The 14,686-nt window shown below is 39.8% G+C and carries 14 protein-coding genes; 7 read left to right on the top strand and 7 right to left on the bottom strand.

Annotated features, from left to right (window positions below; translation table 11 throughout):
• Nucleotides 1–7: 7 nt before the first annotated feature.
• The 3 genes from HDF25_RS21255 to bla form a co-directional block, all read right to left on the bottom strand.
• The gene (locus tag HDF25_RS21255; protein ID WP_184628410.1) at nucleotides 8–919 is read right to left on the bottom strand and encodes a hypothetical protein; all 912 of its coding nucleotides are present in this window, start codon (nucleotides 917–919) and stop codon (nucleotides 8–10) included.
• A 4-nt stretch (nucleotides 920–923) separates the two neighbouring features.
• Nucleotides 924–1,523, bottom strand: coding sequence for an SMI1/KNR4 family protein (locus HDF25_RS21250; protein ID WP_221450983.1), 600 nt, complete (start codon nucleotides 1,521–1,523; stop codon nucleotides 924–926).
• Between the two features lie 120 nt (nucleotides 1,524–1,643).
• Nucleotides 1,644–2,525, bottom strand: coding sequence for a class A beta-lactamase, subclass A2 (bla, locus tag HDF25_RS21245; RefSeq protein ID WP_221450991.1), 882 nt, complete (start codon nucleotides 2,523–2,525; stop codon nucleotides 1,644–1,646).
• A 487-nt stretch (nucleotides 2,526–3,012) separates the two neighbouring features.
• Here bla and HDF25_RS21240 point away from each other — a divergent pair, with 487 nt between their 5' ends.
• The 6 genes from HDF25_RS21240 (at nucleotide 3,013) to HDF25_RS21215 (ending at nucleotide 7,803) form a co-directional block, all read left to right on the top strand.
• Nucleotides 3,013–3,666 carry a TetR/AcrR family transcriptional regulator gene (locus tag HDF25_RS21240; RefSeq protein ID WP_184628408.1) on the top strand — a complete coding sequence of 218 codons (654 nt, stop codon included), beginning with the start codon at nucleotides 3,013–3,015 and terminating at the stop codon, nucleotides 3,664–3,666.
• 32 nt (nucleotides 3,667–3,698) lie between these two features.
• A complete protein-coding gene (locus HDF25_RS21235) occupies nucleotides 3,699–4,538 on the top strand; it encodes a hypothetical protein (protein ID WP_184628407.1) in 840 nt (279 codons plus the stop codon).
• 53 nt (nucleotides 4,539–4,591) lie between these two features.
• The gene (locus HDF25_RS21230; RefSeq protein WP_184628406.1) at nucleotides 4,592–5,740 is read left to right on the top strand and encodes an MFS transporter; all 1,149 of its coding nucleotides are present in this window, start codon (nucleotides 4,592–4,594) and stop codon (nucleotides 5,738–5,740) included.
• A 3-nt stretch (nucleotides 5,741–5,743) separates the two neighbouring features.
• On the top strand, nucleotides 5,744–6,490 hold the full coding sequence (locus HDF25_RS21225; RefSeq protein WP_184628405.1) for a DeoR/GlpR family DNA-binding transcription regulator: 747 nt from the start codon (nucleotides 5,744–5,746) through the stop codon (nucleotides 6,488–6,490).
• A gap of 114 nt (nucleotides 6,491–6,604) precedes the next feature.
• Nucleotides 6,605–7,186, top strand: coding sequence for a hypothetical protein (locus tag HDF25_RS21220; protein WP_184628404.1), 582 nt, complete (start codon nucleotides 6,605–6,607; stop codon nucleotides 7,184–7,186).
• Nucleotides 7,183–7,803, top strand: a complete 621-nt coding sequence (locus HDF25_RS21215; protein WP_184628403.1) for a DUF2306 domain-containing protein — start codon at nucleotides 7,183–7,185, stop codon at nucleotides 7,801–7,803. The genes HDF25_RS21220 and HDF25_RS21215 overlap by 4 nt, the downstream gene beginning before the upstream one ends.
• Here HDF25_RS21215 and HDF25_RS21210 read toward each other — a convergent pair.
• Complete coding sequence (locus HDF25_RS21210; protein WP_260409432.1) at nucleotides 7,796–8,701, bottom strand: EamA family transporter; 906 nt, start codon at nucleotides 8,699–8,701, stop codon at nucleotides 7,796–7,798. The two genes, HDF25_RS21215 and HDF25_RS21210, sit on opposite strands and share 8 nt — an antisense overlap.
• A 139-nt stretch (nucleotides 8,702–8,840) precedes the next feature.
• Here HDF25_RS21210 and HDF25_RS21205 point away from each other — a divergent pair, with 139 nt between their 5' ends.
• A complete protein-coding gene (locus tag HDF25_RS21205; protein WP_184628402.1) occupies nucleotides 8,841–8,984 on the top strand; it encodes a hypothetical protein in 144 nt (47 codons plus the stop codon).
• A gap of 54 nt (nucleotides 8,985–9,038) precedes the next feature.
• Here the strand turns inward: HDF25_RS21205 and HDF25_RS21200 are convergent, their stop codons facing one another.
• Genes HDF25_RS21200 through HDF25_RS21190 form a run of 3 tightly spaced genes read right to left on the bottom strand, consistent with a single transcriptional unit; the run spans nucleotide 9,039 to nucleotide 14,578 of the window.
• Complete coding sequence (locus HDF25_RS21200; RefSeq protein WP_184628401.1) at nucleotides 9,039–12,155, bottom strand: efflux RND transporter permease subunit; 3,117 nt, start codon at nucleotides 12,153–12,155, stop codon at nucleotides 9,039–9,041.
• 22 nt (nucleotides 12,156–12,177) lie between these two features.
• Nucleotides 12,178–13,272 (bottom strand): efflux RND transporter periplasmic adaptor subunit, encoded by a 1,095-nt coding sequence (locus tag HDF25_RS21195; protein WP_184628400.1) that lies wholly within the window; start codon nucleotides 13,270–13,272, stop codon nucleotides 12,178–12,180.
• Nucleotides 13,273–13,282: 10 nt separating this feature from the next.
• A complete protein-coding gene (locus HDF25_RS21190) occupies nucleotides 13,283–14,578 on the bottom strand; it encodes a TolC family protein (RefSeq protein ID WP_184628399.1) in 1,296 nt (431 codons plus the stop codon).
• Nucleotides 14,579–14,686 lie beyond the last annotated feature (108 nt).

Genomic DNA, 14,686 nt, shown 5'->3' with positions numbered 1-14,686 from the left:
CCATCGGTTATTGCTTCTTTTTAACCGTACGTTTTTTTTGAGGATTGGACGCCGGGTTTACATTATCAGTAACCGGAGAAGCTATATCGTTATCTTTAGTCTCAAAATAAGCTCCGGTTTCAGGAATATGAAGTACAGAAATAAAATGTTTGAGCGGTTTCAGTGTATGATAGGTATGAATATTATCAAGACTATCTGGTAGAGAAATGGACTCAGGTCTCCCTAAAGCGGCTCTGGAATAGATCTTATCGAAGTCGGCAGGAAGCGCTTCTTTAGCACCAAAACGACTTTCATTTTGTTCCGGACCTATACTATACAATACATTTTCCTTCAGGACAAAACTGGCTGTAAACAATTCTCTGTCTGTATTTCCATCATAAAGCAATAAAAATTCATTCCATTCTGTGGGCGGATTAAAATTATAAACAGCGCTCCTGCCTGAAGTTCCACGTATCGGATTGGAAAGGAAAAAACTGGTTACCGGTTTTGAAATTACGTTCAAACGGTTGACATGGTTAAAATAGGACTGTGTACTGCTGTTTAACAGCTTAAAACTATCCGTCGTAAAAGTATCAGTGAAACTAAAACCAATCCCGGTATTTTGCGCGTATTCTCTAAAAATAAAGAGTTTACCTTTTTTTAATTGTTCATTATTCCGACCATATACGACAAATGGCTCTGTATCATCTCTCTGTTCCTGAAGAAATATTTTTTGTCCTTCAACTTTCCAGTTACCGAGAATTAACTGATCAACAGCCCCATAGCTCAATGAATAAATAAACCTGTTCCCGGGTAAGATCAGCAGTTCCATCGCGATCTCTGGTTTTGTGCCATTATAACTCCCGGTAAAGTCATTTGTTTGGGCGTATAAGGACGTACTTAGCGACAGTACCATTAGTAGTAAACTTCCTTTTTTCATAAAACTATATTATCCAATTGTCAGTAAAGGTCATTTTTCCCTCTTCCAATTTGTATTTTTTTTCCTTTAGATAACTTAATATTTTTTCACTAAACTCTTCAAATGAACTTGCAATCACAATATGATCACCTTCCAGATCCTGGCCTGGCCACAGTTGAATAACCTGACCATAAACACCATTTATACCAGGATTAAGATCGAGAGCAATTTTAGTATTTGTTTCAGAAGCTGTAAATGGAATCCAGGATTTATCCCAGATAACTGGTTGAACTTTATTCTCCTGAACCCAATCAATTTTAGGTTCATCTCCAAATAAGTCTAGCAGCCTTTTATAGATATCAATGATTTCGGCTATACTTAACAGGCAATTGTACCCAACAAAAGGCAGTTTAAATTCGTTATGCAGTTGCCCGTTAAAAGTTTTTAAATATTCTTTAAAAAAACCTGGCAGTGATTGCTTCAAATGCATCTCCAATAGCGCAATTTCTTCGTCACCAGCAGGTTTGTTAAAACTATCTGCAACAGTTGACGAAATTTTCTCCAGTTGATTTTTGATTTCTGTCCAGCTATTCTGCATAGAACATAAAAGTAGCGATTCAATCATATAATTCTTATAAACTGCATGACATTTAACATAGCCATATGATGCGATCGCTTCATTCAAAAAAAAACCGTTGATCAGCTTAAACTGATCAACGGTTTTAAATAGCTGTCTACTGTTCTGCTACTTCTTTGTGTTCAGATAATCCCAGCTTGCTTTAGTGAGTTCGGCCATAATCAGATCAGTTGCTTTTTCATCTTCTTTACTCATCGATACAAATGCTGCAACTGCAAAATGTTTTCCGTTAGGCAATGTTACAATCCCTATATCGTTTGATGCAGCGGTTAATCCGGCTTTATTTGCTCCGGAACTTCCTGTTTTATGGGCAACAGGAGTACCGGGAGGAAGTAATCCTTTAATTTTGTTCGGGCCTGTAGTAGTCTCTGCCATAACTTTCCACAAAAATTCGTGTGAAGTTTCGGAAAGTAAACTCTTGCCATAAAATAATTTCAGCAACTGTGTAGCTGCACGTGGCGTCGTCCAGTTGGTAAACTGTACCTGCTCATTCTTGTGCATTTGTTCTTCAGTAGCCACAATCGAGACTTCTTTAATCCCTAAACTATGGATATACCGGTTAACTTGGGCAGGTCCTCCCAGCAGGCGGAATAGAATATCACAACCATTATTATCACTTTGAGAAATTGTATAACTTAAAATTTCTGATAACGGCACCTCGACCTCTCCATTAGGATATTTGTCTCTCAGCGGGCTCCAGGTGTTTGGTAAAAGATCGCTTTTTTTAATCAGTATCTTTTTATCCAGTTGTAATTTTCCCTGATCAACCTGATTTAAAACTGCCAGGGCAAGATGAAATTTGTAAACACTCTGCATCGGTAAATGCTGTCCGCCATTCACTGTAAGCGTATCGCCGCTTTGAAGATCTACCAGCGAAAAACCAATGGTCGAATTATGCGCGTGAACAATCGTCTGTAGTTTTTTTCTCAGCTCATTTTTCTGGGCAGAACTATTTAGGGAAGCGGTCAGTATAAAAACTCCGCAAATCATCGTCTTAAAGGTAAAAAATCGTCTCATCGTACAAAATAACGGATAAATTTTACTTTGCGTATATTAAATATTGTTTTCCATTCATACACTGGATTAACCCCTAATTCATCGGATTCTTAATTTCTTTTGAATTTAATTTCAAATCACCCATTTACTAATTTATTAGATTATTTTTACTGAATAGTTCAGCCTGGTAAATAGATATACAGAGAATAAAATTTCAGTCTTTTCCGGGAATACATGAACAAAATAATTTGCCAGATTTTAAATAAACCGATAAAAGACCTAAATAGTAAAAAAAATGCTAAGTCACCACTTTTGAATAAAATATGCACTATATTGCCTTTTAGGAAACATCATTAACTCCTTCCGATGAGAATCATTTCACCTATAGCAAGTCTGATCAGGGCCATTCATGTCAAAAAAACAGTAGCTCCAAGCGGCAGATTATTGAATAATTAAGCGTGAATCAATCCCCTTACCGGCTATGGAAAGTAAAGATAATGTCAGACACAGGAACAAAGAGCAAACTAAAAGAAAATTGTTGCAGGCAGTAGGTGAAATTATCACAGAAAAAGGATATTCAGGTTTAGGTGTGAACAAAATTGCAAACAAGGCTGGTGTAGACAAAAAACTCATTTATCGCTATTTCGGAGATGGGAACGCTCTGGTAGAAGCCTATATACTGGAAAAAGATTACTGGCTCAGGTTTGCTGGTAAAATGCAGGAATTTAACGACATCCAAACTCCTGATAGAGCCAGGGAAATTATTTCCGCTATCCTGGAACGCCAGTTTACTTTCTTTTATGAAGAAAAAGATATGCAGCGTCTTATTTTAGAAGAACTGACTTCTAAAAGCTCTCTGATAGCCAGCATATGTAATATCAGGGGAAATATTGGGGCCAGCCTGTTAAAACTGACTGATCCGCATTTTAAAGATTCCGGGATTAGTTTCAGAGGTGTAAGTGCTTTATTGGTTTCAGGTATTTATTACCTGGTTTTACAAGCCAAAATTAACGGAGGTACCATTTGTGGCCTTGATATCAATGCTCCTTCAGGAAGAGAAGAAATTGTCAGAACCATTCGCCATATCATACAATGGGCTTATGAAGCACCTGAAAAAGGAACAACTAAAAATTAACACTCAATTTTTCAATAAACGTCAGAAATACCATGAAATATGAACTGCAGCAATTCAAGTCGATGGTCAATGCCTTACTTCAGTATGACAGGCTTGAAAGCTGGATGAAAAGTCAACATAATTTTATTGAAAATATTGCACTGGAGACCGAACGCATCTGTGATACATTCAAAGAAATCAGTCTCAGACAAGAAGCTATATTTTTAACAGATTATTTCCATTATCATCAGCATGCACTGGTGGTCATGATAGATCAGCTCCACCAGTTCTTAACTAATCTCCCGGAAGATGCAAATGATGAGGATGAAGGAAGAGTAGTTTTACAAAGACTATATAATGCTTGCGTGACTATACTCCTGCTGCTGCATACGCAGTTAAAGGATTTCTTTAAAATGGAAGGAAAAGTTCCTGACAGTTTCATAGAACAACATCAGTCCCAACAGGGAGAAAATCATATTTTCATAGAGAAGTCACTACTGGAAAGAAGTATCAATGCTACAATCGTTACTCACCTGATAGCTGTTTTACGATTTGAAGATCAGTATCCGGATGATGAAATTTCATTTTCAGTTTATAGTTATGTTTTAAAAGTGCAGAAGGAACTACTGGTTTATCTGCATGGCAAAGACGACGATACCAACAACTACCAGATCCTCAAACTACTGACAACATTAAACCTCAACAGTATAGGGATTTATGAGCATTACCGAGGGGTAGTCAACGAAAAGCAAATGCCGCATTTTGCCATCCCCGGTTTTCAGAAACCGTCTGATCCGATAAAAATGTCTTTACTTCTTTTCATTGTCACTGAAATCAATTCTTTGCATGCATTAAAACATACTACAAGAGAGTTCTATACGCTGAATACTTAAAATCACTATTCTGTTTTGCAACATTATGCAAATTTGCTTAATTTCGCATAACTATGAGTGAAATAATAAAACCAACGCTGATTGCTGCACGCAGATCGACCATGCTTTTTTTTCTGGTTTCTGGTTTAGGAACCGCCAGCTGGGCACCTATGGTCCCTTATACTAAAGACCGTCTGGCATTTAATGATGCCAACCTGGGCCTGCTATTATTGATGCTTGGTACCGGGGCACTGGTCATAATGCCTGTAACCGGGATTCTCATCCATAAATTTGGAAGTAAAAAAACAATCCTTGTGGCAAGTTTCCTGATTGCAATCATTCTTCCCCTGCTTTTAATTATGAATACCCCAGTAACGATGGGTGCAACATTATTCTCCTTTGGTGCAGCTATAGGCGCGATAGGTGTTGCCATGAACGCCCAGGCCATTCAGATTGAGCGGCATTATACGCAGCATATTATGTCATCTTTCCATGGATTATATAGCCTGGGGGGAATATTGGGACCGCTTTTTATTGGTGGGATGATCAAATCCGGTTTATCTCCGCTTATTGCGGCCTGCGTAGTCTCTGTTTTATTACTGATTATTGCGCTGAGCCAGTATCATTATCTGCTGCCTGAACAACCGGTAACGGAAGATCAGGAAAAAGTGAAATTTTCCTGGCCGGGATCCACTGTAATTTTCCTGGGTTTGATGTGTTTTGTCGTTTTTCTTGCCGAAGGCTCTATCCTTGACTGGAGTGCAGTATTTCTAAAGGATATTAAAAACTTCGACCCTGCTATTGCTGGGATAGGTTATGCCGCTTTCTCTATTGCCATGACAGCCATGCGTTTGTTAGGAGACAAATTTGTAGATAAATTACAGCCGAAAAAGATCGTTTGTTTCGGTTCACTAATTTCGGCGACAGGTTTTATCGTCGCAGTAACCAGTCCATGGGGATGGCTTTCCCTGGCCGGCTTTACACTGGTTGGTCTGGGTGCCGCGAACATTGTCCCTGTTTTCTTCAGTGCTGCCGGCAAATTAAAAAACGTACCTGCAGCAGTATCCTTACCTGCGGTGACCACAATGGGTTACGCAGGTTCACTGGCAGGACCTGCCGGAATTGGATTAATTGCCTATTTCAGCTCCCTCCCTATTGCTTTATGTTGTATTGCACTATTATTACTGGTAGTCAGTGTATCTTACTATTTTAAAAAATTCTGATCAATGAAAAAGGAACAGCGGTTTAATTATATACTGGGTAAACTTGATCAGGAAAAAATTGTAGAATTCAGTAGTCTAAGTACTGCGCTGAATATTTCTGAAGATACGGTCAGACGCGACATTGAAGAACTTGCAAAAAATGGTCTGTTATCCAAAGTACGTGGGGGCGCTATACCAAGAGCTGAAAACCCCCTTACTTTTAAAGAACGGATCGGATACCTGAGCCAGGATAAAGAGGTCATTGCCCTGAAAGCACTGAGTCTGATCAGTAATGGACAAACCATTTTCCTGGATGGAGGGACTTCGGTTTATACGCTTGTCTCTTTATTCCCAACAGATATCAGGTTGACTGTTATTACGAATAATATGGCGATTATCCCTCTTCTGGCGCATTACAATGGCATCAAAACCATAGTATTAGGAGGAGAATTTATCAGTGCAACAGAAACCTTATATGGGCTGGAGGCCGTAAAAGGTGCAGCGCAATATCGTGCAGATATCTTTTTCCTTGGTGCCTGCTCTATAGATGAAAAAGGTGTTACAGCAACTTATAAAGAAGAAGCCGAGCTTAAAAGGGCAATGATCAGCGCTTCTGACCAGGTAGCTGTGCTTTGCAATTTCAATAAACTGGATACCAAAGATCCGTATGCGGTATGCCGTCTGGAAGAACTTTCTTATCTGATTACTGAAGAAGACATCAGTCACAAAGCATTTGAGCTCTATAAACAATCGGGTGTTACCTTTCTGTAATCGTTTTAAAGCCTGTTTAAAATTTTAATTTCTTTTCAATTCAATTAGTTAATATATCTTCTTAAATTACCTGTATAAAAACTTGACACTGAACCGTTAATAAACCGGAAACCGATGCTCCATAAGTTTGAAAGAAAGTACCTGTTAGTATTGATTTCAATTACAGGTCTTGCAGGTTGTCTTAATCCCGATCAGAAAAGGGCATTGTATAATGCCCAGCTGGATGTTTTCAAAAAAACGGACGTTTATCATCAGGTACAGCTCAGTACACAGCACAGTCTCCGTACATGGATTTCTTCAGATCTGCAAGGTGTTCAAAAACTCAGAAAAAGCAATTGGAAAGTAGATGATGCTGTCTTTTTTAATCAGAAAAGGGACAAGTGTTATTTATTATTGTTAATCCAGCATAAAGATCTCAAAGCCTCGCAGGATGAAGTTGATATTTTATATGGTACCCTGGAAAATGAGCAATGGACAATTTATTTCTCAGCTCTTCCACCCTATTTATTTTCCCGGAAAAGTGCTGACGGGGATAATTACGAACCAGTCTCTTTACAGACTCTTTCTTTACTGGCCAGGGACAAAATACTTAAGAATTACTACAAAAGACACAGACGTATCAATGATGCATACGTAAATAGTGCATATAATGACAGGTTAAAAAAAGAACAGGAAAATTTTCTGCATAAAAAATGAGAACTAAAAAGATAATCTGGCTGGTATTCGCCCTCGCATGTATTTTAATTGGTCTTTACCCTACATTGTATTTCGTCCTGGACAGAAAGTTTGCCCTGCTGAAATCTAAGGATGCGGAACTTTTAAGTAACGTGTTCTGGAATATTGCTTTTTATATCCATATCGTTGCAGGGGGAATTGCCTTATTAATCGGATGGACACAATTCAGCCGGAACTTAAGAGAGAAAAATATAAAATTACACCGGCAAACGGGAAAGATCTATGTGATAGCAAGTCTGCTGAGTGCGGTGGCCAGCCTGAAAATTGCCTATCACGCGACAGGAGGGCTGATCACTTCCATAGGATTTACCTGTTTGGGTATCATCTGGCTGGGCACAACCTGGCTTGCCTATAGCTATATCATCAGGAAACAGGTCCTGCTGCATCAGCAAATGATGTTATACAGTTATGCAGCCTGTTTTGCAGCAGTAACACTGAGGATCTGGCTTCCGCTGCTTGTTTTTTTAATGCATGATTTCACTCCGGCCTACAGAACTGTCTCCTGGCTTTGCTGGATACCCAATTTATTGATTGCGTACTGGATGGGAAAACGTCTGGAAAATTCTCCTGCTAAATAACAGGTTCGGCAGGTAAGGCTTTTTTAGCCGTCAATGTCGCGCCGGCACTGGCAATAATCACTAATGCAACAGCAATCCATTGATAGAGGTTCAGATGTTCATCTAAAAGCACCAGCCCGCTTAATGCAGCGACAGCTGGTTCAATGCTCATCAGAATACTGAATGTGCGGGCTGGCATCTGACGTAATGCACTAATTTCGAGTGTGAACGGAATTGCACTTGATAAGAGCGCCAGAGCTATACCAAGCAGTAACAAAACAGGTGTCATCTGCCCCAATCCCCCGCTTCCGATACCGAATGGGAGAACAACAAGCGTAGCGAATAACATCCCTACTGTAACCGCATCCCCACCGTTCATCAGCTTAGAGATCCTGCCCCCCAATACAATATAACTTGCCCAGAAACCTCCGGCCGCAAGAGCAAGGAAAATACCAATCAGGTCAATTCCTTTGTTTCCCCAGGGTGCAATCAGAGCGATTCCAGCAGCTGCCAGCAAAACCCATAAATAATCCACGATCCGTTTCGAGCCAAATATAGCCAGCATCAATGGTCCGACAAATTCGAGTGTAACCCCTAAGCCCAATGGTATTCTTTTAATGGCCAGATAAAATACCAGGTTCATCGCACCCAGACATATCCCATAGGGAATAACTGCCTTCCATTGTTTTGCAGTCAGCAATTTCAGGTTGGGACGGTTGACCATCATCAGGATAACTGCTGAAAGCCCAATCCGGATTAATGCGGTGCTTGCAGCCCCAAGTACAGGAAATATACCTTTAGCAATTGCCGCACCTCCCTGTACGCTAATAATCGATAATAATACAGCAGGTACAGGAGGTATGTTAACTAATGGCTTCTTCTTGTTCATTGGGAGTTGAGCGTCGGTTTTTTTTTGCAAAACTAAAGTTTTAAATTTATAGACTGTAACTAATTCCGGTTTCCGTAGTTTCATTACAGGATTATGATTAATCTTTAGAGATTTTAACAGAAATCAAAAGCACTTATGCCGATCATACGCCAAAAGTATTCATAGCTATGTGTTATCTTATCTGTTTACACAGGTCATGGATGGAAGAAATGCCCGTCTGGGTGATGGGGTTCAAAAAGCAATTCACAGGGAACCTGCAAATTGCAGTGCTTATGTGAACAGAACTGTGGCTACCGGAATATGGAATTCCTGATCCATAAAAAAAGGTGTCCGGAAATCCCGGACACCTCATATACTGTCTGAAAGTCTAAACTTTCGTCAGTTTCCTGCGATATGCCCAGTAGAATACAATAGGGAATATAAATAGGTTAAATAGCGTATCTGAAATCAATCCACCGATAACTACTGTTGCCAGTGGTTTAGATGTTTCCGAACCAATACCTGTTGACATCGCTGCTGGTAACAATCCAATGGCAGCCATCATTGCGGTCATCACAACCGGACGGATCCTTGATTCAACACCTAGTCTCAAAGCGTCAATGAATGTCCATTCGGGGTGATTATAGCGCATTTCCCTGATATTGGATTTAAACTTCGTAATCAGGATTACTCCATTCTGTACACAAATTCCGAACAGCGCGATAAATCCTATACCCGATGATATACTGAAGTTAATTCCTGTAAGTAATAAAGCAAATACGCCGCCGACAATGGCAAAAGGAACGTTATTTAAGACCAGTAATGAATCTTTGATGGTACCGAACAGGATAAACAGGACAAAGAAAATAAGCAATATACTGATAGGTACTACCTGTGTCAAACGGGTGGTGGCACGTTGCTGATTCTCAAAATCACCAGCCCATTCCATGGTATAACCTTTAGGCAGTTTTACTTCTGCGTTCACTTTATCCTGGGCTTCTTTAATGGTACTACCCATATCACGTCCACGTACAGAGAACTTAATTGCACCATATCTTTTATGTTTATCCCGGTAAATCATACTCGGGCCTACCAATTTCTTAATGTCCGCAATCTCACGAAGAGGCACTTTGTTATTGGATAAAGTTGGCACACGTAAATCGCCGATGGCAGAAGCATTATTCCTGAAGTTTTCAGGGTAACGGATACGTAAGTCAAACTTACGTTCTCCCTCATAAATCTGGGTTGCTGCCTTACCACCAATAGCTGTTTCGATCACCGCGTTGGCATCAGCAGTAGTTACCCCATAAAGGGCCATTTTCTCCTGGTTCAGATTAATCTGTAATTCTGGTTGACCGAGGTTACGCATAATACCTAAATCCTCTACCCCCTTTACTCCTTTCATAATCTTGAAGATCTTTTCTTCTTTAGCTTCAATCAGTTTAAAGTCATCCCCGAATAATTTGATTACGATAGAACCTTTCACTCCTGATACGGCCTCTTCTACGTTATCAGATATAGGCTGAGAGAAGTTCAGATCTATCCCTGGAAAGAACTTCAGCTTCTCCTGCATCCGCTCGATCAATTCGGCTTTGCTCTCTTTGTTTTTCCACTCATCCTGCGGATACAGGTCAACATGGAATTCAATATTATAAAAACCTGTCGCATCTGTTCCGTCATCGGGACGACCGGTCTGGGAAATAACCTGCTTCACTTCTGAAAAACTTCTGAAGGTTTTACGCATATCATTGGCCAGTTTTACAGACTCTTCGAGTGAAGTACTGAGCGGCCCGGTTGCCCTTACATAAATAGAGCCCTCATTCAGCTGAGGTAAAAACTCTGTTCCTAAAAACTTAAAGCAGAATAAACTGACTGCCAATACAATGATCGCAATCGGGAAGGCTACTTTTCTTCTTTTAAAACATAAATTGAAGAACCGCATGGAATTTCTGGTAATCCATTCTACAAAAATATTGTGTTTTTCTCTTACGTTTTTGGTCAGCAATACACTTGCCATTACGGGTACCAGTGTGAAGGTTAAAATCAATGCCCCCAATAAAGCGAAACCTAAAGTCCAGGCCAACGGAGAGAACATTTTTCCCTCTACTTTTTCAAAACTGAAAATAGGTAACAACCCGATGATGATGATTAATTTTGCAAAGAATATACCTTTACCATTTATCAGACAAGCTTCTTTGATCATTCCAAGCTTACTCAGCTTATTGAATTTCTCCATGCCGTCCTTTTTGGCCCGATGATCCAGTACCACAAAGATACCCTCCATCATCACGACGGCCCCATCTATGATAATCCCGAAGTCAATCGCCCCCATCGAGAGTAAGTTCGCTGACATTCCTTTTAATTTGAGACAAATAAAAGCGAACAGTAAAGCTAATGGAATGACTACGGCAACAATTACTGTTGTCCGCCAGTCTGCCATAAACAGGAATACGATAACGGTTACAAAAATGATCCCCTCTGCCATATTGTGCAACACGGTGTGTGTAGCAAAATCAACAAGGTCTTCACGATCATAAAAAGTATTGATTTTTACGCCATCAGGTAAAATAGTACTGTTTAGTTCGTTGATTTTTACCTTCAGGTTCTTAATCACTTCACTTGTATTTTCTCCCTTACGCATAACGACAATGCCTTCGACCACATCCGGATCTCCGTCGCGGCCAACCTGACCCAGTGCCGGCAGCCTCGATTCTGAAACCTCGGCAATGCTTTTAACAAAAATCGGAGTTCCTTTTACGTTATCTACAATGATATTTTTGATTTCGCTGATGTTATTCAGTAAACCGATACCACGCACTACATAAGCCTGTCCGCTCTGCTCTATCACATCTCCACCGACGTTAATATTACTTTTGGATACGGCATCAAATACCTGTAAAGGTGTTACACCGTATTGTACCGCTTTCTCAGGGTCAATCGTAATCTGATAAGCTTTGGTTTCTCCACCAAAACTATTCACATCTGCGACACCAGGAACTGAACGTATTTCGCGTTCTACAACCCATTCTTCGAGCGTTTTCAGTTCACGTACTGATTTTTTATTACTGCTTAAGGTATAGCGGAAGATTTCACCAGTAGGTCCGTAAGGAGGTTCTACTTCAGGTTTTGCCCCATCGGGTAAATCAGCACCGCTGATATGATTGTTAATCTGAAGACGGGCAAAAGCATAGTCTACATCATCTTCAAAGGTTATTTTAACTACTGAAAGCCCAAACAGAGAGGATGAACGTATAGTTGTTTTCTTCTCTGCGGGGTTCATGGCGATCTCAAGGGGACGGGTCACGAATTTCTCGACCTCCTCGGCACTCCGGCCTGGCCATTGGGTAATAATGGTAACAGAAGTATTGGTTACGTCGGGGAATGCATCAATAGCGATGCTTTTAAAGCTAAAATAGCCTCCAACCAGCAACAAAAATGTCATAAAGAATATAAAGAGTTTATTCTTCAGGGCAAATGTGAGTACAGTTTTAATTACTTTATTCATCTGTGTTTGTTGTTAAGATCAATTACTTTTTCAAAGATTCGTACAGAAATAACTGCCGCGAAGCAATAATCTGATCACCTGGTTTCAAACCTGCACTGATATAAGCACGGTCTTCCAGACGTTTGCTTATCGTAATTGGTTGTATATGTACTTTTGCCTTTCCATCTCTTACAACAACATAATTCTTGTCATTATCGAGCACAATAGCCCTGGTATTGATTACCGGCAGATCCTGATCGGATTTTGCACTGACTACCACATTGGCAAACATCTGAGGTTTCAGCAAGTTACCCGGGTTATCAATTTTAACGCGTGCACGCATCACTTTCATGTCCGGATCAATCATATTATAGACCTTATCGATTTTACCGCTGAACACTTTGCCAGGATAAGCCAAGGTGGTAATTTTAACCGGGTAACCGGTTTGTACACTGGTTATATCTGATTCATAAATATTAACCAGGATATACACAGATGATAAATCGGCAATAGTAAACAGGTTCTGGCTGTTATCGGCGCGTACCTGCATATTACTGGTAATGTTCTTCTCCACAATATAACCACTGATTGGTGCTTTAATCACATAACCACGGCTATTGGTCTGGTTAATCGACATCACTGAACCCGCACGTTTATTTTCTGCCACAGCTTTCTTATAGTCAGATTTTGCCTGCTCCAGGTCTTTACCGGAAGCCAGACCACTTTTATACATATCTTCGGTCGATTCCAGTATCCTTTTAGTATTGCGTAAATCTGCTTCAGAGCTGATCATATCTTTAGAGAAACCTGCGACTTCCACACTGCGCATATCGGCAAGGGTCTGGCCTTTGGTAACCACATCTCCCAGCAACACATGTACATTCTCTGTAATACCACTGACCATAGGATATATTTTAGCCATCTTGTTTTCATCAGGTGCAATTGAACCGGTCAGTGTAATTTCAGATAGTGCATTGGCCTGCTTCACCGTATCTATCAGCAAACTATTCAGCAGGCTGTCTGTAACCTGAAACTTGGTATCCACTGGTTTTTCTTCAGTGTGACGGGTACAGCCCGGAAATAGTAATGCAGAAGTACCCAAAGCAGCTGCAATAGCTAGAAATTTATATTTGTACATAGTAATTATATTATTTATTAAAAAAATGAGTACCTGTTATGTAGTTTAATTGCTCTAACGAACTGATACGGTTTAACTGAAGATTATTCAACTGTATCGTATTGGTTTTATAAGAGTCGTAGAAATCCAGAAACTCGAGCAGACTGATATTATGTTTCTGATAGTTTTTGTAGACTTCTTCAATTAAATGGTTAAAATCTGTCTTAAACTTGGGATCAAAACTATTATACAGTCTTTCCAGCCTGTCAGCACTCTGGTAACTGTTATCCAGATCGCTCTGAATCTGTTCCTGCTGCTGGGTTACGGCTAACTTGTTCGCGTCTATCGCAATTTTGGCCTGTTTGATATTTCCCTGGTTACGGTTAAACAATGGAATCGGAATACTGATACCTAATCCGGTATACTTTTTAATATAACTACCTTGTTTATCGTAGGTGACAGACATGGTAATGTCGGGCACTACCATTGCTTTCTGAAGTCTTAAATTCAGGTTGCTGTAGTCTACCGCTGATTGTGAGACTTTCAGGTCATAACGATTGGTATAAGCTGAATCCAGCAAATTAGTGTAGGTAACCTGCTGTAAAACGCTTTTACCATCCAGATTAAAGTCCAGTGTCGGAATGATGTATTTTCTCGCATCGGTACGGATCAGCAGTTTAAATTCACTTTGTACATCATCAATACCGTCTTTCAGATCATTTAATTCTGACTGAAGGGTATATAACTGAGACTGAATACGAAGGACCTCTTTCAAAGCGATATTGTCCTTAGCATACTGCTGCTGGAAACCAACCAGGGTTTTTGCCAGGGAATTAATTTCTTTAGCATACACTTTTGCAGATTGCTCCTGAAAATAGATTTTATAGAAATCTGTTCTCAAAGTGTATTTCAATGTACGCAGCATATCAAAAAACTGGTACTCTGCCTGCTTTACTCCTATTTTAGCTAACTGTATGTTCTTGTTACGTTTTCCGGCTGTCTGGAAGAGCTGAGAGATATTAGCAGCCTGCTGTCCGCCATCCTTACTCATATCTAAAAACTTCTTTGTATCCGGGTTGTATAATACATTTTCAAAACCAACCTGGGGATTATCAAACAACCGGGCTGTAATGACCTGTGCTTTGGCGTTATCAATATTATATTTACTGGCGATAAGGCTCAGGTTGTTTTTGATAAACAGCTCTTCGGCCTGTTTAATATCTATTCTTAAAGTATCACGCACACCATCCTGCGCTTTCAACAAACCAATGCTTGAAAACAGACATAGATTTATAAGAAATATAGGACGAACAAATTTCAATTGCATATTCTATTAATTTGAGACAAAATTAGGCTAAGTATATCAAAACACACTAAATTTACCATTATATAGTTATTAAAAGCACATTAAACTTCTCTAATACCAGCCTAATAT

This window comes from Pedobacter cryoconitis (assembly GCF_014207135.1).
Classification (GTDB): domain Bacteria; phylum Bacteroidota; class Bacteroidia; order Sphingobacteriales; family Sphingobacteriaceae; genus Pedobacter; species Pedobacter cryoconitis_D.
This window is presented reverse-complemented; position numbering and strand designations above follow the sequence as displayed.